General features: G+C 58.8%; 22 protein-coding genes. 12 read left to right on the plus strand and 10 right to left on the minus strand.

Annotated elements, in window-relative coordinates:
- Positions 1-174: 174 nt before the first annotated feature.
- Positions 175-1,512: an MFS transporter gene (locus AACY50_RS00870; RefSeq protein WP_339431400.1), complete on the minus strand. Its 1,338-nt coding sequence runs from the start codon at positions 1,510-1,512 to the stop codon at positions 175-177.
- Positions 1,513-1,773: 261 nt separating this feature from the next.
- Here AACY50_RS00870 and quiC point away from each other — a divergent pair, with 261 nt between their 5' ends.
- Positions 1,774-3,675, plus strand: coding sequence for a 3-dehydroshikimate dehydratase QuiC (quiC, locus tag AACY50_RS00875; RefSeq protein WP_339538048.1), 1,902 nt, complete (start codon positions 1,774-1,776; stop codon positions 3,673-3,675).
- Between the two features lie 102 nt (positions 3,676-3,777).
- Positions 3,778-4,446 carry a TetR family transcriptional regulator gene (locus AACY50_RS00880; protein WP_339431402.1) on the plus strand — a complete coding sequence of 223 codons (669 nt, stop codon included), beginning with the start codon at positions 3,778-3,780 and terminating at the stop codon, positions 4,444-4,446.
- 51 nt (positions 4,447-4,497) lie between these two features.
- Here AACY50_RS00880 and AACY50_RS00885 read toward each other — a convergent pair whose 3' ends face one another.
- The 4 genes from AACY50_RS00885 to AACY50_RS00900 form a co-directional block, all read right to left on the minus strand.
- Complete coding sequence (locus AACY50_RS00885; RefSeq protein ID WP_339431403.1) at positions 4,498-5,352, minus strand: shikimate dehydrogenase; 855 nt, start codon at positions 5,350-5,352, stop codon at positions 4,498-4,500.
- Positions 5,353-5,357: 5 nt separating this feature from the next.
- Positions 5,358-5,798: a type II 3-dehydroquinate dehydratase gene (gene aroQ / locus AACY50_RS00890; protein WP_339431404.1), complete on the minus strand. Its 441-nt coding sequence runs from the start codon at positions 5,796-5,798 to the stop codon at positions 5,358-5,360.
- A gap of 194 nt (positions 5,799-5,992) precedes the next feature.
- Positions 5,993-7,072: a tRNA (uridine(54)-C5)-methyltransferase TrmA gene (gene trmA / locus AACY50_RS00895; protein WP_339464702.1), complete on the minus strand. Its 1,080-nt coding sequence runs from the start codon at positions 7,070-7,072 to the stop codon at positions 5,993-5,995.
- Positions 7,069-8,364, minus strand: a complete 1,296-nt coding sequence (locus AACY50_RS00900; protein WP_339464701.1) for an NCS2 family permease — start codon at positions 8,362-8,364, stop codon at positions 7,069-7,071. The genes trmA and AACY50_RS00900 overlap by 4 nt, the downstream gene beginning before the upstream one ends.
- 221 nt (positions 8,365-8,585) lie before the next feature.
- Here AACY50_RS00900 and AACY50_RS00905 point away from each other — a divergent pair, with 221 nt between their 5' ends.
- Together AACY50_RS00905 and AACY50_RS00910 are read left to right on the plus strand one after the other, a co-directional pair.
- Positions 8,586-9,035, plus strand: a complete 450-nt coding sequence (locus AACY50_RS00905) for a DUF4879 domain-containing protein (protein ID WP_339431422.1) — start codon at positions 8,586-8,588, stop codon at positions 9,033-9,035.
- Between the two features lie 66 nt (positions 9,036-9,101).
- Positions 9,102-9,653 carry a DJ-1 family glyoxalase III gene (locus tag AACY50_RS00910; RefSeq protein WP_339431407.1) on the plus strand — a complete coding sequence of 184 codons (552 nt, stop codon included), beginning with the start codon at positions 9,102-9,104 and terminating at the stop codon, positions 9,651-9,653.
- A 6-nt stretch (positions 9,654-9,659) separates the two neighbouring features.
- Here AACY50_RS00910 and AACY50_RS00915 read toward each other — a convergent pair whose 3' ends face one another.
- On the minus strand, positions 9,660-10,898 hold the full coding sequence (locus AACY50_RS00915; RefSeq protein ID WP_339431408.1) for an MFS transporter: 1,239 nt from the start codon (positions 10,896-10,898) through the stop codon (positions 9,660-9,662).
- 392 nt (positions 10,899-11,290) lie between these two features.
- Here AACY50_RS00915 and AACY50_RS00920 point away from each other — a divergent pair, with 392 nt between their 5' ends.
- Genes AACY50_RS00920 through AACY50_RS00930 form a run of 3 tightly spaced genes read left to right on the plus strand, consistent with a single transcriptional unit; the run spans position 11,291 to position 13,969 of the window.
- Positions 11,291-12,733, plus strand: coding sequence for a cytochrome ubiquinol oxidase subunit I (locus tag AACY50_RS00920; RefSeq protein WP_339431409.1), 1,443 nt, complete (start codon positions 11,291-11,293; stop codon positions 12,731-12,733).
- A 3-nt stretch (positions 12,734-12,736) separates the two neighbouring features.
- Entirely contained in the window at positions 12,737-13,744 is a 1,008-nt protein-coding gene (gene cydB / locus AACY50_RS00925) for a cytochrome d ubiquinol oxidase subunit II (RefSeq protein ID WP_339431410.1), read from the plus strand.
- Positions 13,745-13,801: 57 nt separating this feature from the next.
- Positions 13,802-13,969 carry a DUF2474 domain-containing protein gene (locus AACY50_RS00930; protein WP_221730131.1) on the plus strand — a complete coding sequence of 56 codons (168 nt, stop codon included), beginning with the start codon at positions 13,802-13,804 and terminating at the stop codon, positions 13,967-13,969.
- 73 nt (positions 13,970-14,042) lie between these two features.
- Here AACY50_RS00930 and AACY50_RS00935 read toward each other — a convergent pair whose 3' ends face one another.
- Together AACY50_RS00935 and AACY50_RS00940 are read right to left on the minus strand one after the other, a co-directional pair.
- Positions 14,043-15,167 (minus strand): class I SAM-dependent methyltransferase, encoded by a 1,125-nt coding sequence (locus tag AACY50_RS00935; protein WP_339431411.1) that lies wholly within the window; start codon positions 15,165-15,167, stop codon positions 14,043-14,045.
- 177 nt (positions 15,168-15,344) lie between these two features.
- Entirely contained in the window at positions 15,345-16,058 is a 714-nt protein-coding gene (locus tag AACY50_RS00940; RefSeq protein WP_339431412.1) for an autoinducer binding domain-containing protein, read from the minus strand.
- Between the two features lie 281 nt (positions 16,059-16,339).
- On the opposite strand from AACY50_RS00940, the gene AACY50_RS00945 reads away from it, so the two are divergent.
- On the plus strand, positions 16,340-17,116 hold the full coding sequence (locus tag AACY50_RS00945; RefSeq protein ID WP_339538049.1) for a ferredoxin--NADP reductase: 777 nt from the start codon (positions 16,340-16,342) through the stop codon (positions 17,114-17,116).
- A gap of 43 nt (positions 17,117-17,159) precedes the next feature.
- Here AACY50_RS00945 and mscL read toward each other — a convergent pair whose 3' ends face one another.
- A complete protein-coding gene (mscL, locus tag AACY50_RS00950; RefSeq protein WP_339431414.1) occupies positions 17,160-17,573 on the minus strand; it encodes a large-conductance mechanosensitive channel protein MscL in 414 nt (137 codons plus the stop codon).
- A gap of 285 nt (positions 17,574-17,858) precedes the next feature.
- On the opposite strand from mscL, the gene katB reads away from it, so the two are divergent.
- The 3 genes from katB (at position 17,859) to radA (ending at position 21,421) form a co-directional block, all read left to right on the plus strand.
- Positions 17,859-19,400 carry a catalase KatB gene (katB, locus tag AACY50_RS00955; protein WP_339431415.1) on the plus strand — a complete coding sequence of 514 codons (1,542 nt, stop codon included), beginning with the start codon at positions 17,859-17,861 and terminating at the stop codon, positions 19,398-19,400.
- Between the two features lie 61 nt (positions 19,401-19,461).
- Complete coding sequence (locus AACY50_RS00960) at positions 19,462-20,007, plus strand: ankyrin repeat domain-containing protein (RefSeq protein ID WP_339538050.1); 546 nt, start codon at positions 19,462-19,464, stop codon at positions 20,005-20,007.
- A gap of 46 nt (positions 20,008-20,053) precedes the next feature.
- Positions 20,054-21,421, plus strand: coding sequence for a DNA repair protein RadA (gene radA / locus AACY50_RS00965; RefSeq protein WP_007909773.1), 1,368 nt, complete (start codon positions 20,054-20,056; stop codon positions 21,419-21,421).
- A gap of 34 nt (positions 21,422-21,455) precedes the next feature.
- On the opposite strand, the gene AACY50_RS00970 is transcribed toward radA, so the two are convergent.
- Complete coding sequence (locus AACY50_RS00970) at positions 21,456-21,824, minus strand: PilZ domain-containing protein (RefSeq protein WP_339538051.1); 369 nt, start codon at positions 21,822-21,824, stop codon at positions 21,456-21,458.
- 159 nt (positions 21,825-21,983) lie between these two features.
- Between AACY50_RS00970 and AACY50_RS00975 the strand changes: the two genes are divergently transcribed.
- On the plus strand, positions 21,984-24,050 hold the full coding sequence (locus AACY50_RS00975) for a carbon starvation CstA family protein (RefSeq protein WP_221730122.1): 2,067 nt from the start codon (positions 21,984-21,986) through the stop codon (positions 24,048-24,050).
- The last annotated feature ends 4 nt before the right edge of the window (positions 24,051-24,054 follow it).

Raw genomic sequence — 24,054 nt, forward strand, 5'->3', positions numbered from 1 at the left:
GCGCAAAGGCAAGGATGGCGCACCTGTCAGATCTGACAGGTGCGCAAGGTGTTCCGACGAGCGGTCGTGGATGGCAGCGTCAAAAACACAAAATCGAAGCCTTCGGCAGTTTCTGCAGGGATTTAGGCTCAATCCATAAAAGAGGAAAGTTTCACCGTCAGGTAGGTAGCCGGGTTACTCGGTGACGTCAGGAATCTTGCGCGGTGCCATGAAGTACATCCAGATCAGCGCGATGAAGTACATCGCCGGAATCAGGGTGAACAACACGGTGTAGTTGTTGTGGGTGACGGTCAGGATATGGCCGACGATCTGGGTCATGAACATCCCGCCGATTGCCGCGCACATGCCGCCGAAACCGAAGACGGTGCTCATCATGTGCTTGGGGGTGTAGTCCATCACCAGGCTCCAGATATTCGCGGTCCAGGCCTGATGCGCGCCGATGGCCAGGGAAATCGCTGCCACCGCCACCCACAGACTGCTCGAACCGGCCGCCATGATCACGCCGATGATGCAGCAGGCGAACAGGAACATCGACAGCAGCCGCGCCTTTATCGGGTTCATGCCGCGACCGATCAGGAATGAAGACAGGATGCCGCCGCCGACACTGCCGAAGTCGGCAGTGAGGTAGATGATGATCAGCGGGATGCCCATCTGGGTCACGTTGATGCCCAGGTTGTATTGCTGATTGAGAAACGGCGGCAGCCAGTACAGGTAAAACCAGAACACCGGAGCGGTGAGCGAGTAGGCGAGGGCGAAGGCCCAGGTGCCGCGCATCCGCAGGATTTTCGAGAACGGCACGCGAGCCTGTTCCGGCTCGACTTCCTGCTGGATGTAATCGAGTTCCGATTGTTTGACGCTCGGATGATCTTCCGGGTTGAAGTATTTCAGACCCCAGAACAGCAGCCAGATCCCGCCCAGTGCCGACATGCACAGAAACGCCGCCTGCCAGCCCCATACATGGAGAACCAGCGGCAGAAGCATCGGCGTGAACATCGCGCCGACGTTGGTGCCCGCGTTGAAGATGCCTGTGGCGACTGCGCGTTCACCGGCCGGGAACCACAGGCGTGTGGTTTTCACGCAGGCCGGATAGTTGGCCGCTTCCGTCAGGCCGAGGATGAAACGGCAGACCATAAAGCCGACCGCCGACGTTGCCAGACCGTGGGCGCCGGTGGCCAGGCTCCAGAGCAGCACCGCGCAAAAGAACACGCGCTTGACGCCGACCCGGTCGATCAAGCGGCCTTGCAGAACGAAGCCGATCGCGTAACCGACCTGAAACCAGAAGTTGATGTTGGCGTAATCCATCGCCGTCCAGCTCATTTCCTTGGCGAGTATCGGCTGCATGACCCCGAGCGCGGCGCGGTCGATGTAGTTGAGGGTTGTGGCGAAAAATACCAGCGCCAGCATGCCCCAACGGGTCTTGCCGACGGCCATGGCGCCGCGGATCTTGTCGCCGATGCCACCCGTGGCAGTGCTCATGGCTGGCGCCATGCGGGAAGTCTGTGAAGGAATCATGTGTTCCACCCGTTTTTGGAGTTGTTATTTGGTGTTCTTTTTTCTTGAACGCTGCGACCGGTGCGTCGCGACCGGACTCAATGTGCTGTGGATGTTGGGCAGTGGACGAAAACTCGTCAATTCGTCAAACCGGCATTGTGTTCGATAATCGCACGCAAAACTAACTGGGTAGTACACTTTAAATTGCTGCGAGAAGTGATGCAGCCAATAATTTCCCCACGACAAAAAACGAACAACGCGGCGCAGTCCGGGAGTTGAAACATGCAGCGTTCCATTGCCACCGTTTCCTTGAGCGGCACCCTGCCGGAAAAACTCGAAGCCATCGCCGCCGCCGGTTTCGACGGGGTGGAGATTTTTGAAAACGATCTGTTGTACTACGACGGCAGCCCCCGGGACATTAAACAGATGTGCGCCGATCTCGGGATCGCCATCACCCTGTTCCAGCCGTTCCGCGATTTCGAAGGCTGCCGCCGTGACCGTCTGGCGCGCAACCTGGAGCGGGCCGAGCGCAAGTTCGATCTGATGCAGGAACTGGGCACCGATCTGGTGCTGGTCTGCAGCAACGCCTCGCCTGACAGCGTTGGCGATCAGCAGATTCTCGTCGATGACCTGCGCTTGCTGGCCGAACAGGCCGGTGCTCGTGGGCTGCGCATTGGTTATGAAGCGCTCGCGTGGGGGCGCCACGTCAATACCTGGCAACAGGTCTGGGACATCGTGCGTCAGGCCGATCACCCCAGCCTCGGCGTGTTGCTCGACAGCTTTCATACCTTGTCGTTGAAGGGCGATCCGCGCGCTATCGCTGACATTCCCGCAGACAAGATTTTCTTCGTGCAAATGGCCGACGCGCCGATTCTGTCGATGGATGTCCTGGAGTGGAGTCGGCATTTTCGCTGCTTCCCCGGCCAGGGTGAATTCGATCTGCCGGGGTTCCTCGCACCGATCATCCAGAGCGGCTACACCGGGCCGCTGTCGCTGGAAATCTTCAATGACGGTTTCCGCGCCGCACCGCCGCGGGCCAATGCCGCCGACGGTTTACGCTCGCTGCTGTACCTGGAAGAGAAAACCCGTCAGCGCCTTGAACAAGAAACAGCGTCCGTGGTCAATCGCGAAATCCTCTTCGAAACCCCCAAGGCCCGCGAGTACAACGGCATCGAGTTTCTCGAATTCGCCGTCGATGAAAGCCTCGGCGCCAAGCTTGCGCACTGGCTGGAGCGGCTGGGTTTCGTCAAGGCTGGTCAGCATCGCTCCAAGAGCGTCAGCCTGCTGCGTCAGGGTGATATCAACCTGATCCTCAACTGCGAACCCTATTCGTTTGCCCACAGTTTTTTTGAGGCTCACGGTCCATCGCTGTGCGCCACCGCTGTGCGGGTCAAGAACAGCACCCGTGCGCTGGCGCGTGCCGTGGCTTACAAGGGCCAGCCATATCGCGGGTTGGTCGGCCCGAACGAATTGGAGCTGGCGGCGGTGCGCGCACCGGACGGCAGCCTGATTTATCTGGTGGATGAAGAGGCGGATGTCTACGGCACCGACTTCAATCTGCTGCCAGGTGCATCGGCCCGTGGCGGTCTCAAACGCATCGATCACATGGCCATGGCGCTGCCGGCTGACAGCCTCGACAGTTGGGTGCTGTTTTACAAAAGCTTGCTGGATTTCGAGGCCGACGATGAAGTCGTGCTGCCCGACCCTTACGGTCTGGTGAAGAGCCGTGCGTTGCGCAGTCGCGACAGTTCCATCCGCTTGCCGCTGAACATTTCCGAGAATCGCAACACCGCGATCTCCCATGCGTTGTCGAGTTATCGCGGCTCTGGCGTGCATCACATCGCCTTCGATTGTGACGATATCTTCGCCGAAGTCAGTCGTGCCAAAGCATCCGGTGTACCGCTGCTGGATATTCCCCTGAACTACTACGACGATCTTGCCGCACGCTTTGATTTCGACGACCAATTCCTCAGCGAACTGGCGTATTACAACGTCCTCTATGACCGCGACCCGCAGGGTGGTGAGTTGTTTCACGTCTATACAGAGCCGTTTGAAGGGCGATTTTTCTTCGAGATCATCCAGCGTAAAAACGGTTATGCCGGTTACGGCGCGGCGAACGTCGCGGTGCGTCTGGCGGCGATGGCCAAATCTCGCAGTGGCGCTGTGCGCCAGGTGAAGTTGTAGGAAATTCGTAAACGCGGGATTAAACACATGCCGCGCGGCTTCCTTCACTGTGCCGCGCGGCCCATAATCGCCAGCCTGTGCAGTGATGGCCGTGAGCCCGCAATGACAATGACTTCAGAACTCCCCGCCGCTCCCGTTGCGGAGCCGCGCAAGAGTCGCAAGAACAATCCGGAAAAAACCCGCGAGAACATCCTGCAAGAGGCGATCGTCGAGTTCGTCCAGCAAGGACTGTCCGGTGCTCGCGTCGACGCGATCGCTGAGCGCATCCACACCTCCAAACGCATGATCTATTACTACTTCGGCAGTAAGGAGCAGTTGTACGTCGAGGTCCTGGAAAAACTCTACGGCGATATCCGCAACACGGAAAACCGTCTGCATCTGGACGAGTTGTCGCCGATTGTGGCGATTCGGCGTCTGGTGGAGTTCACGTTCGATCACCACGATCACAATGTCGATTTCGTGCGCATTGTCAGTATCGAGAACATCCACAACGCCGAATACGTGAAGCGTTCCGATGCGATCAAGGCAATGAACAACACCATCCTCGATTCACTGGGCGAGATCCTGCGTCGGGGTGTTGAACAAGGTGTGTTCCGTACCGGGCTCAATGCGCTGGACGTGCACCTGCTGATCAGTTCGTTCTGCTTCTATCGCGTGTCGAACCGACATACGTTCGGTGAGATTTTTCAGATCGATCTGCCGGACGAAAGCATCAAGCAGCGTCATCGCGAGATGATCTGTGAGTCGGTGTTGCGTTACTTGCAGGCCTGACGCATTCCCCTTGTGGGAGCGAGCAAGCCCGCTCCCACAGGAGGATCGAGTTCAACCCTTCATGCTTTGAAAATGCGCCAGCATCCGCTGCGCATCCGGCACTACACCGCTGAACAGCTCAAACGCCTTCACGGCCTGAAACACCGCCATGTTGCCGCCATCCAGCGTGCGGCAACCCAAGGCGCGGGCGTTGCGCAGCAGTTCGGTTTCCAGCGGGAAATACACAATTTCCGCTACCCACAATTCCTTGCGCAGCAACTCCACCGGTACGGGCATGCCCGGCAGTTTGGCCATGCCCATCGGCGTGGTATTCACCAGGCCGTCCGCCAGACTCAGTGAACTGGGCAGATCATGTCCGGCCATGGCGCGAGCGAAACCGAAATGCTGATTGAGATTGTTGGCCAGACTTTCGGCGCGCTCGCCGTCGACATCAAAAATGCTCAGTTGCGGTACGCCTTCGCTCAGCAACGCGTGGGCCACTGCCGCGCCTGCGCCACCGGCGCCCATCTGGACGACACGTTCACGGGGCGCATCCTTCAGGCCTCGGCGAAAACCCTCCGCGAAACCCAGGCAATCGGTGTTGTGACCGACGCGTTTGCCGTCCTTCAACACCACGGTATTCACCGCGCCGATGCCACGGGCCTCTGGAGACAATTCGTCGAGCAGCGGGATGATCGCCTGCTTGCACGGGAACGTGATGTTCAAACCGGTGTAATTCATGCGCTCGGCGGCCAACAGCAGGTCGGATAGGGCGGTGCAGTCCACATGCAGTTGATCAAGATCGATGAGTCGATAGAGATAACGCATGCCCTGCGCATCGCCTTCGTGTTCATGCAAGGCCGGGGTGCGAGAGGCCTGAATGCCGGCGCCGATCAGCCCGGCGAGTATCGCGTTGTGGCGGGACATTGGATTCACCCCTTCAATCGCTGGCTGAAATGTTCCAGGGCCAGGCGATAGCCATGGCTGCCGAAACCACACATCACTGCCGTGGCGATGGCCGAGACGAACGAATGATGACGAAACGGTTCGCGCGCATGGACATTGGACAGATGCACTTCGATGACCGGCAATTGGCTGGCAACCAGCGCATCGCGAATCGCCACCGAGGTGTGCGTCCACGCCGCCGGGTTGATCACGATCCCGGCGCAACGGCCACGGGCCGCGTGAATCCAGTCGAGCAGTTCGCCTTCGTGATTGGTCTGGCGAAACTCCACGGCCAGACCGAACTCCTCGGCGGCACGTCCACACAACGCAGCAATATCAGCCAGGGTTTCGTGGCCGTAAGTCGCCGGTTCACGGGTGCCGAGCAAGTTCAGGTTCGGGCCGTTAAGCACCAGAACGATAGGAGGCATGAGGGGAAACTCCACTTATTGTTTTTGGCTTTGGCTGAGGGGGGGGCAGCCAGTGGAGATAAAATGTACTAGATGGTTACTTGGGTCAATTGCACAGCTTTGCCGTGGTTTTTTTTTGTTCGGTGATCGCACAGTCAACACTTATCCACAAAAAAGCCGTCATCACGACGGCTTTCTCGTATCCGGTATCGGCATCAACGGCGGGTCAGCAACACACCCGATTCCATGTGATGCGTCCACGGGAACTGGTCGAACAACGCGCAGCGCGTGATGCGGTGCGTGTCGTGCAACTGGGCGATGTTGGCCGCCAGGGTCTGCGGGTTGCAGGAGATGTACAGGATGTTGTCGAAGCGCCGGGTCAACTCGCAGGTGTCCGGGTCCATGCCCGCGCGTGGCGGGTCGACGAATACGCTACCGAACTCGTAGCTCTTCAGGTCGATGCCCTGCAAGCGACGAAACGGACGCACTTCGTTGAGCGCTTCGGTCAGCTCTTCGGCGGACAGACGCACGAGGGTGACGTTATCCACAGCGTTTTCGCTGAGGTTACTCAGTGCGGCGTTGACCGACGTCTTGCTGATTTCGGTGGCCAGCACTTTGCGCACGCGGGTGGCGAGCGGCAGGGTGAAGTTGCCATTGCCGCAATACAGCTCCAGCAGGTCGTCAGTGCGATCGCTCAGTGCTTCGTAAGCCCAGTTCAACATCTTCTGGTTCACGGTGCCGTTAGGCTGGGTGAACGCGCCCTCCGGCTGGCGGTAGCTGAAAGTGCGGCCGCCGACTTCGAGTTTTTCTACCACGTAGTCGTGGCCGATCACTTCGCGTTTGCCCTTGGAGCGACCGATGATGCTGACCCCCAGGTCTGCCGACAGCTTGGTGGCCGCCGCCTGCCAGTGCTCGTCCAGCGGACGGTGATAGCACAGGGTGATCATTGCGTCGCCGGCCAGCGTGGTCAGGAACTCCACTTGAAAAAGCTTGTGACTGAGCGCCGAACTCGCCTGCCACGCGGCCTTGAGCTGCGGCATCAACTGATTGATGCGCAGGCTGGCAATCGGGAACGCTTCGATCAGAATCGGCGTGCGTTTGTCGTCCTGGGAGAACATCGCGTAGTGACGCTCGCCGGCCTCGCGCCACAGGCGGAATTCGGCGCGCAGACGGAAGTTCTGCAGCGGTGAGTCGAACACTGTCGGCTCGGGGGCATCAAACGGTGCCAGCAGGTCACGCAGGCGCGTCACCTTGTCTTCGAGCTGAGCGGCGTAGGCTTGGGAATCGAAAGTCATGCGTTGAACCAACCCAACTTGATCACGAACAGAATCGACAAAATCACCAGCGCCGGGTTCAGTTCACGGGCGCGACCGGACAACAACTTGATCGCGGTCCAGGCGATGAAACCGAACGCGATACCGTTGGCGATCGAGTAAGTGAACGGCATGGCCAGCGCGGTCACCACGACCGGGGCGGCAACGGTGATGTCTTCCCAGTCTATTTCCGCCAGACCGGAAGTCATCAGCACGGCGACGAACAGCAGCGCGGGTGCGGTGGCGAATGCCGGAATGCTGGACGCCAATGGCGAGAAGAACAGCGCCAGCAGGAACAGGATCGCGACGACGACGGCAGTCAGACCGGTGCGGCCGCCCGCACTCACGCCAGCCGCGGATTCGATGTAGCTGGTGGTGGTCGAGGTGCCCAGCAGCGAACCGGCCATGGCGGCGGTGCTGTCAGCGATCAGCGCACGGCCCATTTTCGGCATGTGGCCGTCCTTGCCCATCAGGCCGGCGCGCTTGGCAACGCCGATCAGGGTGCCGGAGTTGTCGAACAGGTCGACGAACAGGAAAGCAAAAATCACGCTGACCAGACCGATGTCCAGTGCGCCTTTGATGTCCAGTTGCAGGAAGGTCGGGGCCAGCGAAGGTGGCATCGAAATCACACCGCCGAACGGGGTGAAGCCCAGGGCGATCGAGACGATGGTGACCGCCAGAATGCCGATCAGCACCGCGCCGCGTACTTTGAGTGCTTCGAGGGCGACGATCAGGGCGAAACCGAGGGTGGCGAGAATCGGCGCCGGGGCTTTCAGGTCACCGAGGCCGACCATGGTCGCCGGGTTGCTGACCACGATGCCGGCGTTGTGCAGGGCGATCAGCGCCAGGAACAGGCCGATACCGGCGGCAATCGCCGAGCGCAGCGGCAGCGGGATGCTGTTGATGATCCATTCACGGATGCGGAAGATCGACAGCAGAAAGAACAGCACGGCCGAAATGAACACCGCGCCCAGTGCCACTTGCCAGGTATGGCCCATGTGCAGCACGACGGTGTAGGTGAAGAAGGCGTTCAGACCCATGCCCGGAGCGAGGGCAATCGGATAGTTGGCGATCAGGCCCATGACCGTCGAACCGATCGCGGCGGCCAGACAGGTGGCGACGAACACCGCGCCCTTGTCCATGCCGGTCTCGCCGAGGATGCTCGGATTGACGAACAGAATGTAGGCCATGGCCAGGAACGTCGTGATACCCGCAAGAATCTCGGTTCGCACGTTGGTGTTGTGTGCCTTGAGTTGAAACAGCCTTTCCAGCATGTCTGCTCCCCGTGGCGCGCATGGCGCCGTGAATGTATCGACCTCAACAGCAAAGCACAGACCGTCGCAAGCGCCTGGAAAATTGTGATGGGCCGGAAAAAGCCGCGCATCATACCAGCAGCGTGGGCAATATGGCGGTTGTTGGTGTCGATCGTCGGCGAAGTTTTGCCGTGAGAGCAACTGCGCCATACTGCGCGCTGATTTTTGGGGACGGGGAACGCATGAGCATGGGCTGGGTAAAGGCTTTCGGAGTAATTGCAGGGCTGATGGTCGGGACATCGGCTGTGTGGGCGGCATCGGCACCGCCCTTGAGTGAAGTGAAAGTCATCAAGGTGCAATCGCCTGCCTGCGGTCTGGAGGACATCGCTGATGGCCAGACGCAAACTCAATGCAATCACAGCGGACCGAGCATCAAGGTCTACGTGCTGGAAGTCGGGTATGGTCAGAGTCAGCCGCATGCCACGTTGGACGGCTTCGAAGTGGACGGCACCCGGGCTCCGGTATGTGCCTTTGGTAACGGCAATCTGACCGAGTGCACGCCCGGCAGCAATACCGTCGGCTCCCTCTATACCTTTGATCTGAAAGGTAAGCAGGAGGGCACCTTCCTCTTCAGTAACACCTCGATCAATGCCCCACGCAACACGATGTCGACGCAGCTTTACATCAAGTAATGGCAGCCGCTGCGCGATCTGGAGGAAGCTGACTACGCTTTGAAGATCACCCAGCGGAAATCGCCCATGACCTTTAGAGCCCTGATTACCCTCGCCGAGGGGATCGATGACCTGCAAAGCGTGACCCTGATCGACGTGCTGCGCCGCGCCGGCATCGAAGTGATGGCAGCCAGCATCGAAGGACGGCGCATGCTGACCTGCGCGCGCGGTACCCGCCTGACGGCTGACGGCATGCTGGTCGATGTGCTGGCGCAGACTTTCGATCTGATTGTCCTGCCGGGCGGCGACGTCGGTTCACAACACCTTTCGGCACATCAGCCGCTGCAGCAACTGCTCAAGGATCAGGCCAGCGCCGGGCGCCTGTTCGCCGCTATCGCCGAAGGCCCGGCAGTCGCCTTGCAAGCCTTCGGCGTTTTGCGTCAGCGACGCATGACCTGCCTGCCGGGCGTCAGTCATCAATTGTCGGGCTGCACGTTTGTGGATCAACCCGTGGTAGTTGATGGCAACTGCATCACCGCCCAGGGTTCTGGTGCTGCGCTGGAGTTTGCGCTGGTGCTGGTCGAACAACTTGGCGGCAAGGCTCTGCGGGGGAAAGTGGAGGGGGCGTTGCAGGTTTGACGAGCGCTAAACCTTCGCCTCTTCCACCAACTCCGTCATCCGGTCCCGTTTGGCCAGGGTCGGGAACAGTTTGATCCATGTTCCGGTCACCACCAGTGTGCCGATCCCGCCCATCACCACCGCCGGCACAGTACCGAACCAGTGCGCGGTGATGCCGGATTCGAACTCGCCCAACTGGTTCGAGGCGCCGATGAACAGTCCGTTGACCGCACTGACCCGGCCGCGCATTTCGTCCGGTGTTTCCAGTTGCACGAAGGACGCGCGGATCACCATGCTGATCATGTCCGCCGCGCCGAGCACCACCAACACCGCCAGCGAGAACCAGAACGAGGTCGACAGGCCGAAGGCAATGGTCGCGACGCCGAAGACCCCGACGGCGGTGAACATCACCCGGCCGACGTTGCGCTCTACGGCAAACCGCGCCAGGAACAGTGACATCAACAAGGCGCCCACGGCGGGCGCCGAACGCAGCAAACCCAGGCCCCACGGACCGGTCAGCAAGATGTCCTTGGCAAATACCGGCAGCAGCGCCGTGGCGCCACCGAGCAACACTGCAAACAGGTCAAGCGATATCGCTCCGAGGATGTCGGGACGGCTGCGAATGAAACGAATCCCCGCGAGCAGCGAATCAAGCGTGGCTTTGCCTTTGTTCAAGGGCGTTTGTCGTGCAGGCAGGTTGAGCATCAGCGAGCAGGCAATGACATAGAGAATCACCGTCGGGCCATACACCCAGACGCTGCCGAACGCATAGAGCAAGCCGCCAAGGGCCGGGGCGACGATGGTTGCGGATTGTTGCGCCGATTGCGCCGCCGCCACTGCACGCGGGAACAGCGCACCGGGCACGATGCTCGGCAGCAGTGCCTGGGTGGTTGGCATCTCGAACGAGCGTGCGGCACCGAGCAGAAAAGCGAGGATAAAGATCATTTCCCGGGTGACGTGATCGGTGGCGCTGCCAATTGCCAGCGCCAGCGCAATCAACGCTTGCAGCGACTGACAGATCGCTGCGACCTTGCGCCGGTCATAGCGGTCGGCGACGTGTCCGGTGTGCAACATGAACAACACACGCGGGGCGAACTCGACCAGGCCAACCAGACCCAGATCAAGCACGTTGCCGGTCAATTGATAGAGGTTCCAGCCAATGGCCACGGTGAGCATCTGAAAACCGCTGGCGGTAAAGATCCGGGCCAGCCAGAACGCAAGAAAAGGGCGGTGGTGACGTAACAGCAGGGGCTCTTGGCTGGGCATCTGAAGGCAGGTCTGGCTGGTGGGGAATCGCGAGATTATCACCAGTCTGTAACAGGAAGTTGCCAAGGTAGAAAATTTAGTTAGCCAGACATCGACTTTCTTTCAGGGCACAGATCAACGCATCGCTGGGGCGCCAAGGTGATGAGGCAACTTGTCACGCGGCAAACAACCACGCCGTTCATCACTCAAAATGGGACTACTCTTTCAACGTTGCATGATCCAGATCAAAACCCTGAGCGGAATTGATCCGGTGGCCCGTTGGCCAGACTCCCTGCGTTGCGATGGTTGTTAAAAAAGAACGAATCAGAATTCGCCGCACTCCATATCCGTGGGGGCAGTAGGCGTTGGGGCCACAAGCCCCACAGCCGGTATTACCTGACAGAGGAAGACTTATGTTCGGTTTAGAGGCACTCGATCTCGCCCGAATTCAGTTCGCGTTCACCGTCTCGTTCCACATCCTGTTCCCGGCCATCACCATTGGGCTGGCGAGTTACCTGGCGGTACTCGAAGGCCTGTGGCTCAAAACCCATAACGACACCTACCGTGACCTTTACCATTTCTGGTCGAAGATCTTTGCCGTCAACTTCGGCATGGGTGTGGTCTCCGGGTTGGTCATGGCTTATCAATTCGGTACCAACTGGAGTCGCTTCTCTGATTTCGCTGGCGCCGTCACCGGGCCGCTGCTGACGTACGAGGTGCTCACGGCGTTCTTCCTTGAGGCCGGTTTCCTCGGGGTGATGCTGTTCGGCTGGAACAAGGTCGGACGTGGCCTGCATTTTTTCTCCACGGTGATGGTGGCCATCGGCACGCTGATTTCAACGTTCTGGATTCTCGCTTCCAATAGCTGGATGCAAACCCCGCAGGGCTTCGAAATCGTCAACGGTCAGGTGATCCCGACCGACTGGTTTGCGATTGTCTTCAACCCCTCGTTCCCGTATCGCCTTATGCACATGGCCACGGCGGCGTTCGTCGCGACCGCTTTTTTTGTCGGCTCCTCGGCGGCCTGGCATTTGCTGCGCGGCAAGGACAATCCGGCCATCCGCACCATGCTGTCGATGGCGATGTGGATGGCGTTGATCGTTGCGCCGATTCAAGCCGTCATCGGTGACTTCCATGGCCTCAACACGCTGGAACATCAGCCGGCGAAAATCGCTGCGATTGAAGGTCACTGGGAAAACAAAGGTGACGAAGCCACACCGCTGATTCTGTTCGGCTGGCCGGACATGAAAGAAGAGAAAACCAAATTCGCCGTTGAGATCCCGTACCTCGGCAGCCTGATCCTGACCCACTCGCTGGACAAGCAGGTGCCGGCGCTCAAGGAGTTCCCGCCGGAGGACCGGCCTAACTCGACCATCGTCTTCTGGTCGTTCCGGGTCATGGTCGGCCTCGGCTTCCTGATGATCTTCACCGGTTTGTGGAGCCTGTGGCTGCGCAAACGCGACACGCTGTATACCTCGCGGCCATTCCTGTACCTGGCGTTGTGGATGGGGCCGTCCGGCCTGATCGCGATCCTCGCGGGCTGGTTCACTACGGAAATCGGTCGTCAACCGTGGGTGGTTTACGGGTTGATGCGCACGACGGATGCGTCCTCCAACCACAGCTTCATGCAGATGAGCATCACGCTGATCATGTTTGTGGTGGTGTATTTCGCGCTGTTCGGTACAGGTCTGGGCTACATGATGCGTCTGGTGCGCAAGGGGCCGATAACCGACGAAGGCAAGGAAACCAACGACGGTGGTCCTGGCCAGAAACGTACGCCGGCCAGGCCGCTGTCGGCGGCTGACGACGATGGCGCCGAGGCTGACCACAGCCCCACCCTGAGCAAGGAGATTTGAATCATGGGTATTGATCTTCCGCTGATCTGGGCCGTGATCATCATCTTCGGCATCATGATGTACGTGGTCATGGACGGCTTCGACCTGGGGATCGGGATTCTCTTCCCGTTCATCCCGGGCAAGACCGACCGTGACGTAATGATGAACACCGTCGCCCCGGTGTGGGACGGTAACGAAACCTGGCTGGTGCTGGGCGGTGCTGCGTTGTTCGGCGCGTTCCCGCTGGCCTATTCGGTGGTCCTGTCGGCGTTGTACCTGCCGCTGATTTTCATGCTGATCGGTCTGATCTTCCGTGGCGTCGCGTTCGAGTTTCGCTTCAAGGCCAAGGACGATAAACGTCATCTCTGGGACAAGGCGTTCATCGGTGGTTCGGTGGCGGCGACGTTCTTCCAGGGCGTGGCGCTCGGTGCGTTCATCGATGGTCTGCCCGTGGTCAATCGGCAGTTCGCCGGTGGCTCACTGGACTGGCTGACGCCGTTCACGCTGTTCTGCGGTGCCGCGTTGGTGGTGGCTTATGCCTTGCTCGGCTGCACCTGGCTGATCATGAAGACCGAAGGCAAGCTGCAAGAGCAGATGCACAACCTGGCGCGGCCGCTGGCCTTCGTGCTGTTGGCGGTGATCGGTATTGTCAGCCTCTGGACACCGCTGGCCCACCCGGAAATCGCAACACGCTGGTTCAGCATGCCGAACCTGTTCTGGTTCATGCCGGTGCCGATTCTGGTGTTGATCACGTTGTACGGCTTGATCCGCGCCGTGGCGCGCAACGCCAACTACATGCCGTTCCTGCTGACCCTGGTGCTGATCTTCCTGGGCTACAGCGGTCTGGGCATCAGCCTGTGGCCGAACATCGTGCCGCCGTCGATCTCGATCTGGGACGCCGCCGCGCCGCCGCAAAGTCAGGGGTTCATGCTGGTGGGTACGTTGTTCATCATCCCGTTCATCCTGGGTTACACCTTCTGGAGCTACTACGTGTTCCGCGGCAAGGTGACTCATGAGGACGGTTATCACTAGTCGTGACCACGAAGGCGTCGCCAGCGGCGCCATCGCCCCCAACCGGAGGATGAAGCAATGCCCGGCAAACATTCCCTGCACGACATCGAAGAGGCTGAAAAAAAACCGCTATGGCAGCGGCTCGGCTGGTTGGCCATGATCTGGGTGGGCAGTGTCGGTGCGCTGTTTATCGTTGCCAGCCTGATGCGCATGTTCATGAACGCCGCAGGCCTGACCACTCACTGAATCACTTCGTCCCGGCGCCTTCGGGTACGGATTTGCAACCCTCCTGACGGAGGGTTTTTTTTCGTCTTGCGGATTACTTGCGGGCCTTGAGAATCACGAACTTCGGCGTTGCCGCCACCTGCTCGACACCCCGGAAAAGTCGCGCCAGTTTGCTGTGGTAACCCAAGTGACGGTTGCCGACGATGTACAGCGCACCACCGACCACCAGCGCTTCGCGAGCCTGCTGAAACATGCGCCAGGCAAGGAAGTCGCCCACCACTTGCTGCTGATGGAACGGCGGATTGCACAGGATCACATCCAGCGATTGCGCTTCCTGCCCGGCCAGACCATCGCCGGCCCGCACGATCACGTCGCGATCTCCCAGCGCGGCGCGCCAGTTCTCGGTGGCCGATTGCACCGCCATGAACGACTCGTCGACCAGCGTGTACTGCGCGTCGGGGTTTTGCAAAGCACTGGCTATCGCCAAAACACCGTTGCCGCAGCCGAGATCGGCAACCCGTGCGCTACCCAGACTCTTGGGCAAATGCGGCAAAAAGGCGCGGGTGCCGATATCCAGGCCTTCACGACAAAACACGTTGGCGTGGTTGAGCAATTCGATAGACGGTGTGTCGAGACGATAACGCGATGGGTAGGGCGACACCGCCGGTGTCTTTGCTTCTGGTGTGGCGATGAGCAATCGGGCTTTTTTCACTGCCAGTGAAGCTTGCACCGGGCCGATGTAACGTTCCAGCAGATCACCGGCAGCGCGTGGCAGATGTTTGACCATCGCCGCAGCGATCACTTGCGCGCCGGGAGCCAGTTGCCCATGCAGGCGAATGAGTTGTTCTTCGAGCAAGGCGAGGGTTTTGGGGACGCGGATCAGCACGCGGTCGAAGGGCCCGACCACAGGCTCGCTGGCCGGAATACCGCAGATCGCATCGAACGCTTGGCCGTTGCGCAGCAAGTTTTTTTCCAGACCTTGAAAACCCAGAAACGAATCACCGCTGCTGGTCACTTGCACCTTGCCCAGCAGGCTGGCGGCCAGTGCGCCGAAGCTGTCGTTGAGCACCAAGATTCGGGTGTCGGCCGTCGGTTGCTGTGCGGCCAGATGGTTGAGCAAGTATTCGTCGGCCGCATCGAAAGCTTGCAGTGGTTCGTTCTGCTGTTCGGGCTGGCGGATCAGGTCGAGTTGGGCGAAGGGCGTATCGAGCAAAGGCATGGGGCGGGGACTCAGGGTGATCAACGGGTATCCCGCAGCCCTGGTGTCATGCGGCGGAACCGATCAAGTGAACTGCAACGCAACAAAGCTTCACGTTATCACTCAGAAAGGCCACAAATGGTACGTTTTTTTCTCCGCAAATACCCGTAAGTTTTAATCCGGATGCATGGCAACGCTTTAGATGATTCCGGCCCTGGCGGCCGCGATGACGGCGGAAATCTTGTTGCAGACGTTGAGTTTCTCGATCACGTTTTGCACGTGATAGTTCACGGTGCGTTCGCTCAAGCTGAGGATTTTCGAGATCTCATAAGCCGTTTTTCCACCGGCGGACAATTGCAGAACCTCCAGTTCTCGTGGCGAAAGGTGTGGTTTGTCGGATTTGGCCGGATTCACGGGCAGGGTGCGGGCGAACAGTTCGCTCAAGTGACTCGCGGCGTAGAAGATATAACCAAAGTGCTCGTACAACTCGAGCGGACTGATCGGGCAGTGCTTGCGTGCAAGGCTGATAATGCTGCACAACCCCGTATCTTCATGATGGAACGCCTGGGACCAGCCATATTGCAGTTTGTGCTCCTTTAACGCCTCCCATAGTCGCGGCGTATCTGCAAAGACTGTTTCATTCCATACAATCGGCATGACGGAGTGATTGCAATGCGCTACTACTGGGTCAATTACGCTGAATTTTTGTTGTTCATATTGCTGGTTCCATTCTTTGGGGTAGTTGTTGATATTAAACGCATCAAGATGCACTTCCTGGTCGGGTGACGTGACCGAAATTGCACAGAAATTGAAGCCAAGATTTTCGGCGAATCTGAGCAGAATCGGATAAGCGGCATCTATCCCTTTAGCGAAAGTCAGTTGCCTTAACTGCGACTCCTTCCAAGTTTCCATTAGAAACTCTCCGTTGGTGTTGCATAGGGGGCGCCGAATGGATCCAAAAACCCGGCGCGGGTCGAAGTGTAGGATATTTCCTGCGTGTGGTTTTAAATTATTTCGCTCTTGAAGATGTCGGTGTGTTCAGTAAATGTTCTTAGCGACGAAAGATTTTTAACTCATGTGGTCATTCTGGATTTTAACTAAAGGGTGGGTTTTTCGAATGCCATTACCAATCATCGGTGTTTAGACGGGGGGAATTGCGGGACACTGGTGTCAATCGTTTATCGGAGCGCTCCATGACCGCCAGTGCAGAGAAGTACACGGTTCAGACATTGATCGACGTGCAGCCGTTGACCCCCAGTCTATTCACCTTGCGCACCTGTCGTGATGCAGGCTTTCGCTTCCGTGCGGGGCAGTTTGCCAGGCTTGGCGTAACCAGGGCCGATGGCAGCACCGTGTGGCGCGCTTATTCGATGGTGTCGTCACCCTTCGACGAGTTTCTTGAGTTTTTTTCGATCGTGGTACCGGGCGGTGTATTCACCAGTGAATTAAGTCGGCTGCAGATCGGCGATAGCTTGCTGGTGGATCGGCAGGCATTCGGCTATCTGACCCTTGATCGCTTCGTCGACGGTCGGGACCTGTGGTTGTTATCCACAGGCACGGGGGTGGCGCCTTTTCTGTCGATTCTGCAGGACTTCGAGGTCTGGGAAAAATTCGAACGGATCATTCTGGTGTACAGCGTGCGCGAAGTGCGGGAGTTAGCGTATCAGCCGCTTATTGCCGGGCTGGCGCAACGTGAATACCTGAGCGAGCACGCACACAAGTTGCAATTCATCCCGACAGTCACGCGACAAGCGCATCCCGGCGCGCTGAGCGGTCGCATCACTGCGCTGATCGAGAACGGAGAGCTTGAGCGTGTCGCGGGTGTCGAGTTATCTGCAGAACACTCGCGGGTCATGTTGTGTGGCAATCCGCAGATGATCGACGACACTCGTGCACTGTTGAAAAAACGGGGGATGAGCTTAAGCCTCACTCGCCGCCCTGGCCAGGTGGCCGTGGAAAACTACTGGTAAACAAACGGCGCCCGAAGGCGCCGTTGTTTATCGCGTGCAACGTTCAGGGCTGATTGTTCTGGGCCTTGAGCAGATCGCGGATCTCGCCCAGCAATTCTTCTTCTTTGGTTGGCACCGGAGGCAGGGTCGGGGCCACGGCTTCTTCGCGTTTGAGGCGGTTGATGGCTTTGACGCCCATGAAGATCGCGAAGGCGACGATTATGAAGTCGAGCACGGTCTGAATGAATTTGCCGTAAGCCATCACTACCGCAGGGGCGCTGCCCTCGGCGGCTTTCAGCGTAATGGTCAGGTCACTGAAGTCGACACCACCGATCAGCAGGCCGATCGGCGGCATGATCACGTCACCGACAAACGACGAAACGATTTTGCCGAAGGCGGCACCGATGATGATACCGACGGCCATGTCGACCACATTGCCTTTGACCGCGAAGGCCTTGAACTCGCTTAGCACGCCCATAGGTTATTTCCTTGTTACAGATGAGTTTGGTGTACGCAGTGTAAATCAGCAAAACGCGTCCTGCGCGAAACACCTTCTTACAATGCCCGTTTTTATCGACACACTAATCGACGATTAGTTTGCAAAGTGCCACTAATCGCGCGCGAAATACGCCGTAACACCATGAAAAGGAAGAAAAATCTATCAATCATCGAGTTACGAACTTTCTATTTATGTTCGCCGGTTTTGCCCTCTAGCCTCTGTTTGGCGCACCTGGATGCGCCCAAAAAACCAGAGGAACCTGATATGACTTCCACGCTTGGCTTAGGGGCTTTTCCCCATCGCCGCACCCTTGGCGTACTCACCGCCAGCCTTCTGACCTTCTCCGTGCATGCCGCGCCCCTGACCCGGGATAACGGCGCAGCGGTGGGTGACAATCAGAATTCGCAGACTGCCGGTGCCAATGGCCCGGTGCTGCTGCAGGATGTGCAACTGATCCAGAAGCTGCAGCGTTTCGACCGCGAGCGCATTCCCGAGCGTGTGGTACATGCACGCGGCGCTGGCGCCCACGGCACTTTCACGGTCACCAATGACCTCAGTGACCTGAGCAAGGCCAAGGTCTTTGCCGCCGGCCAGAGCACGCCGGTTTTCGTGCGTTTTTCCGCCGTGGTGCACGGTAATCACTCCCCGGAAACCCTGCGCGACCCGCGCGGTTTCGCCACCAAGTTCTACACCGCCGATGGCAACTGGGATCTGGTGGGCAACAACTTCCCGACGTTCTTCATTCGCGATGCGATCAAGTTCCCGGACATGGTGCACGCCTTCAAACCTGATCCGCGTACCAACCTTGATGACGACTCTCGCCGGTTCGACTTCTTCTCCCATGTACCGGAAGCCACGCGCACGCTGACCGAGTTGTATTCCAACTCAGGCACGCCAGCCAGTTATCGGGAAATGGACGGCAACGGCGTACATGCTTATAAGTTGATCAATTCAAAAGGTGAAGTGCATTACGTAAAGTTTCACTGGAAGAGTTTGCAAGGCATAAAGAATCTGGCGCCTAAAGAAGTGACGAAAGTTCAAGGTCAGGACTACAGTCATATGACCAATGACTTGGTGACAAACATCAATAAAGGCAATTTTCCGAAGTGGGACTTGTACATTCAGGTTCTGAAACCGCAAGACTTGTCCAAGTTTGATTTCGATCCGCTGGATGCAACCAAGATCTGGCCGGGTATTCCAGAGCGAAAAGTTGGACAAATGGTACTGAACCGTAATCCGGCAAACGTGTTTCAGGAAACCGAACAAGTTGCCATGGCGCCGGCCAATGTTGTGCCGGGTATCGAGCCGTCGGAAGATCGTTTATTGCAAGGCCGAGTATTCTCTTATGCCGACACGCAAATGTATCGCCTGGGTGCCAATGCCCTGCAATTACCGATCAACGCGCCAAAAGTTGCGGTGAATAATGGCAATCAGGACGGTGCGATGAATGGGGGGGCCAGCCACTCCGGCGTGAACTATCAGCCGAGCCGTTTGCAACCGCGCGAAGAGACGCAAAGCGCGCGTTACAGCCCATCGGCGCTATCGGGCAGCACCCAGCAGGCGAAAATTCAGCGTGAGCAGAACTTCAGGCAGGCCGGCGATCTGTATCGCTCGTTCAGCAAAAAGGAACGTCGTGATCTGATCGACAGCTTTGGCGGCTCGCTGGCCACCACTGATGACGAGAGCAAGCACATCATCCTGTCCTTCCTTTATAAGGCTGATCCCGAATACGGCACCGGCGTGACTAAAGTGGCCATGGGCGACCTGAGCCGAGTCAAGGCGCTGGCGGCCAAACTGGTCGACTGATTCAGCGTTGATGCGACGCGGGGTCTGAATCCGGGCCTCGTTTCGCTCAAGGAGAGTGCTTATGCGTATCTGTCTTTTGTGGCTATCGGGTTGTCTGTCGTTCGCCGCATGGGCGGCCTCCCCTGAGCAGAGCCCCGACGCGATCAAGGCTCAGCTTCAGGACTACTATTTCGACGCGGCCCGGCGTGGTGACGTGCCAATGCTGGAAACCTTCATTGAGTCCGGTTACTCCCTCGATACCCGCGACAGCAAGGGTTACACCGCGCTGATTCTGGCGGCGTATCACGGTCAGGCGCCGGCGGTTGAAAGGTTGCTCGCCGCCGGGGCCGATGCCTGTGCTCAGGATCAACGCGGTAACACGGCGTTGATGGGGGCGATTTTCAAGGGCGAGTTGCAGATTGCTCGCCGCCTGATGGCGACCGACTGCAGCCCCGACCAGCGTAACGGCGCCGGGCAGACGGCAGCCATGTACGCCGGATTGTTCAAACGCCTTGAGTTGCTCGACGCACTCAAGGCCAAAGGTGCCGACCTGAATGCCGAAGATCCGCTGGGCAACAGCCCCACGCGTCTGGCCGGCGGAGAAATCCGCACCGCCGCGCCGCGCTGATCGGTGATGGCTGCGTTATCATCGCGGTTTTGCCCCGGGGGTTCAGATGGCCAAGGCCAAGCGCATGTACGGCTGCACCGAGTGCGGCGCCACTTTTCCCAAATGGGCCGGCCAGTGCGGTGAGTGTGGTGCCTGGAACACCCTGACTGAAACCATGATCGAAAGCGGCGGGGCCACCGCGCCCACCGGTCGTACCGGTTGGGCCGGGCAGCAGGCGCAGATCAAGACGCTGGCCGAAGTCAGCATTGAAGAGATTCCGCGGTTTTCCACCGCGTCGGGCGAACTCGATCGCGTGCTCGGCGGCGGTCTGGTAGATGGTTCGGTGGTGCTGATTGGCGGCGATCCGGGGATCGGCAAATCGACAATTCTGTTGCAGACCCTGTGTAACCTTGCCAAGAGCATGCCGGCGCTGTACGTCACCGGCGAAGAGTCCCAGCAACAAGTGGCCATGCGCGCGCGCCGTCTCGGCTTGCCCCAGGATCAACTGCGGGTGATGACTGAAACCTGTATCGAAACCATCATCGCCACCGCCCGTCAGGAAAAACCCAAGGTGATGGTGATCGACTCGATCCAGACGATCTTCACCGAACAATTGCAGTCGGCCCCTGGTGGTGTCTCCCAGGTGCGGGAGAGTGCGGCGCTGCTGGTGCGTTATGCCAAGCAAAGCGGCACGGCGATTTTCCTTGTCGGTCATGTCACCAAGGAGGGCGCGCTTGCCGGGCCTCGCGTGCTGGAGCACATGGTCGATACGGTGCTGTATTTCGAAGGCGAGTCCGACGGACGCTTGCGGTTGTTGCGCGCGGTGAAGAACCGTTTTGGCGCGGTCAATGAGTTGGGCGTGTTCGGCATGACCGACAAGGGGTTGAAAGAAGTCTCTAATCCTTCGGCGATTTTTCTGACGCGTGCTCAGGAAGAAGTCCCGGGCAGCGTGGTGATGGCAACGTGGGAAGGCACTCGGCCGATGTTGGTGGAAGTGCAGGCGTTGGTCGATGACAGCCACTTGGCCAACCCGCGCCGGGTAACGTTGGGGCTGGATCAGAACCGGTTGGCGATGTTACTGGCGGTTTTGCATCGGCACGGCGGTATTCCGACTCACGATCAGGACGTGTTTCTCAATGTGGTCGGCGGGGTGAAGGTGCTGGAGACGGCCTCTGACCTGGCATTGATGGCGGCGGTGATGTCGAGCTTGCGTAATCGGCCATTGCCCCATGATCTGCTGGTGTTTGGTGAAGTAGGCTTGTCTGGCGAAGTGCGTCCGGTGCCCAGTGGACAGGAGCGTTTGAAGGAAGCGGCCAAGCATGGCTTCAAACGGGCGATCGTGCCCAAGGGTAATGCGCCGAAGGAGTCACCGCCGGGGCTGCAGATCATCGCCGTGACCCGCCTGGAACAGGCCCTCGACGCGCTCTTCGAATAAACACTCAGCACCTTGGTGGGAGCGGTAGTGGCTTCTAGATTTCGATCAGAGCGCCCAACTCGCGCTCCAGCTCCTGCGGATCGCCCAGGTTGAACTCAATCAAGCGCCGCAGGCGTTCGATGGACTCCAGGTTGATGTGCTTGCAGACGAAGCCGAGCTGGCCATGGTCGTCATGGGTCAGTTGCGCATCCATCTTGATGACGACCTCATCGTTGAGATGGATATCGACCAGGAAATGCCGCTCCCGATCACCTGGCCACGGCTCAGGCTTTTCGATCAACAGACCCTTTAGCGACAGGTCGATCAACTTCACTGGCCAGATGTACTCGCCCTGGCTCAACTCGGTTTTGGCATCGAACGCGATGCGTTTGAAACGGCGACGCTCGTCAGGTTGTTCGCTCATGGCGCAATCCTCCGGATGTTCGCTGACTATAGACCCGCATTCTTCAACCGTGCCAGTGCAGACAAGCGTCTAGACCAACGTCGGGGTATGGCCTTTGTCGCCAGTAGCGCTAAACTCGGGGTGGCTGTCTTTCTTGTCCACCCTGGCTGGAATAAAAAAATGAAAAATAATAATAGCCTGCTACGCCACTTACCCTGGCTAGTGCTGGCAATCGTAGGAGCGTGCGCCCTGGGCGTAGTGGCATTGCGCCGAGGCGAGGCGATCAACGCCTTGTGGATTGTGGTCGCTGCCGTGGCCATTTATCTGGTTGCGTATCGTTACTACAGCCTGTTCATCGCGAACAATGTGATGCAACTCGATGCGCGTCGGGCCACCCCCGCCGTGCTCAACAACGACGGTCTGGACTACGTTCCAACCAACAAACACATTCTCTTCGGTCACCACTTCGCGGCCATTGCTGGCGCGGGGCCGTTGGTCGGCCCGGTATTGGCAGCGCAGATGGGGTATTTGCCTGGCACGCTTTGGCTGATTGCCGGTGTGGTGCTGGCGGGCGCGGTGCAGGACTTCATGGTTCTGTTCATGTCGACCCGTCGCAACGGCCGATCCCTGGGCGACATGGTGCGTGAAGAAATGGGCCGCATTCCCGGCACCATCGCACTGTTCGGCTGCTTCCTGATCATGATCATCATCCTTGCGGTGCTGGCGCTGATCGTGGTGAAAGCGCTGGCGGAGAGCCCGTGGGGCATCTTCACCGTGATGGCGACCATCCCGATCGCGATGTTCATGGGCATCTACATGCGCTACATCCGTCCGGGTCGCATCGGCGAGATTTCGGTGATTGGCGTGGTGCTGCTGCTCGGTTCGATCTGGCTGGGCGGGCAGATTGCCGCTGATCCGGTGTGGGCCAAGGCCTTCAGTTTCACCGGCATTCAAATCACCTGGATGCTGATCGGTTACGGCTTCGTGGCGGCGGTTCTGCCGGTATGGCTGATCCTTGCGCCGCGTGACTACCTGTCGACCTTCCTCAAGATCGGTACGATCATCGCGTTGGCGATTGGCATTCTGGTGACCATGCCTGAGCTGAAAATGCCGGCATTGACCCAGTTCGTCGACGGCACCGGCCCTGTGTGGAAGGGCGGTCTGTTCCCGTTCCTGTTCATCACCATTGCCTGTGGTGCGGTGTCGGGTTTCCACGCGCTGATCTCCTCCGGCACCACGCCGAAGCTGCTGGATAACGAAACCAACGCCCGCTACATCGGTTACGGCGGCATGCTGATGGAATCGTTCGTCGCCATCATGGCCATGGTGGCGGCTTCGGTGATCGAACCGGGCGTCTACTTCGCCATGAACAGCCCGGCCGCCGTGGTGGGTGGGGATGTTGCGTCAGTGGCGCAGATGGTCAGCAGTTGGGGCTTTGCGATCACGCCTGAGGCGCTGCAAGCCGTCGCCCATGACATCGGTGAAACCACCATTCTGGCCCGTGCCGGTGGTGCGCCGACCCTGGCGGTGGGGATCGCGCAAATCCTGCACAGTGTCCTGCCGGGTGAAAACACCATGGCGTTCTGGTACCACTTTGCGATCCTGTTCGAAGCGCTGTTCATCCTTACCGCTGTGGACGCTGGCACCCGTGCCGGACGTTTCATGCTCCAGGATCTGCTCGGCTCTTTCGTTCCGGCGCTCAAGCGTACCGAGTCGTGGACGGCCAACCTGATTGCCACCGCCGGTTGTGTGGCAATGTGGGGCTGGTTGCTGTACCAAGGCGTGATCGATCCACTGGGCGGCATCAACACCTTGTGGCCGCTGTTCGGTATCTCCAACCAGATGCTGGCCGGTATCGCGCTGATGCTCGGCACTGTGGTTCTGATCAAAATGAAGCGTCAGCGCTACATTTGGGTCACGCTGCTGCCAGCCACCTGGCTGCTGATCTGCACCACGACGGCGGGTTTCATCAAACTGTTCGACGCCAACCCGGCAATCGGTTTCCTGTCGCTGGCCAAGAAGTACAGCGATGCCTTGGCCAACGGTCAGATTATTGCCCCGGCCAAGAGCATCGATCAGATGCAGCACGTCATTTTCAATGCTTACACCAATGCCACGCTGACCGCGCTGTTCCTGTTCGTGGTATTCAGCATCCTGTTCTATGCGCTCAAAGTCGGCATCGCCGCCTGGGGCAAAAAAGAGCGTACGGATAAAGAATCGCCATTCCAGGCTCTGCCGGATGCGTAACCAG

Origin of the sequence: Pseudomonas sp. RA_15y_Pfl2_54 (assembly GCF_963971015.1) — a bacterium.
GTDB lineage: Bacteria > Pseudomonadota > Gammaproteobacteria > Pseudomonadales > Pseudomonadaceae > Aquipseudomonas > Aquipseudomonas baetica_A.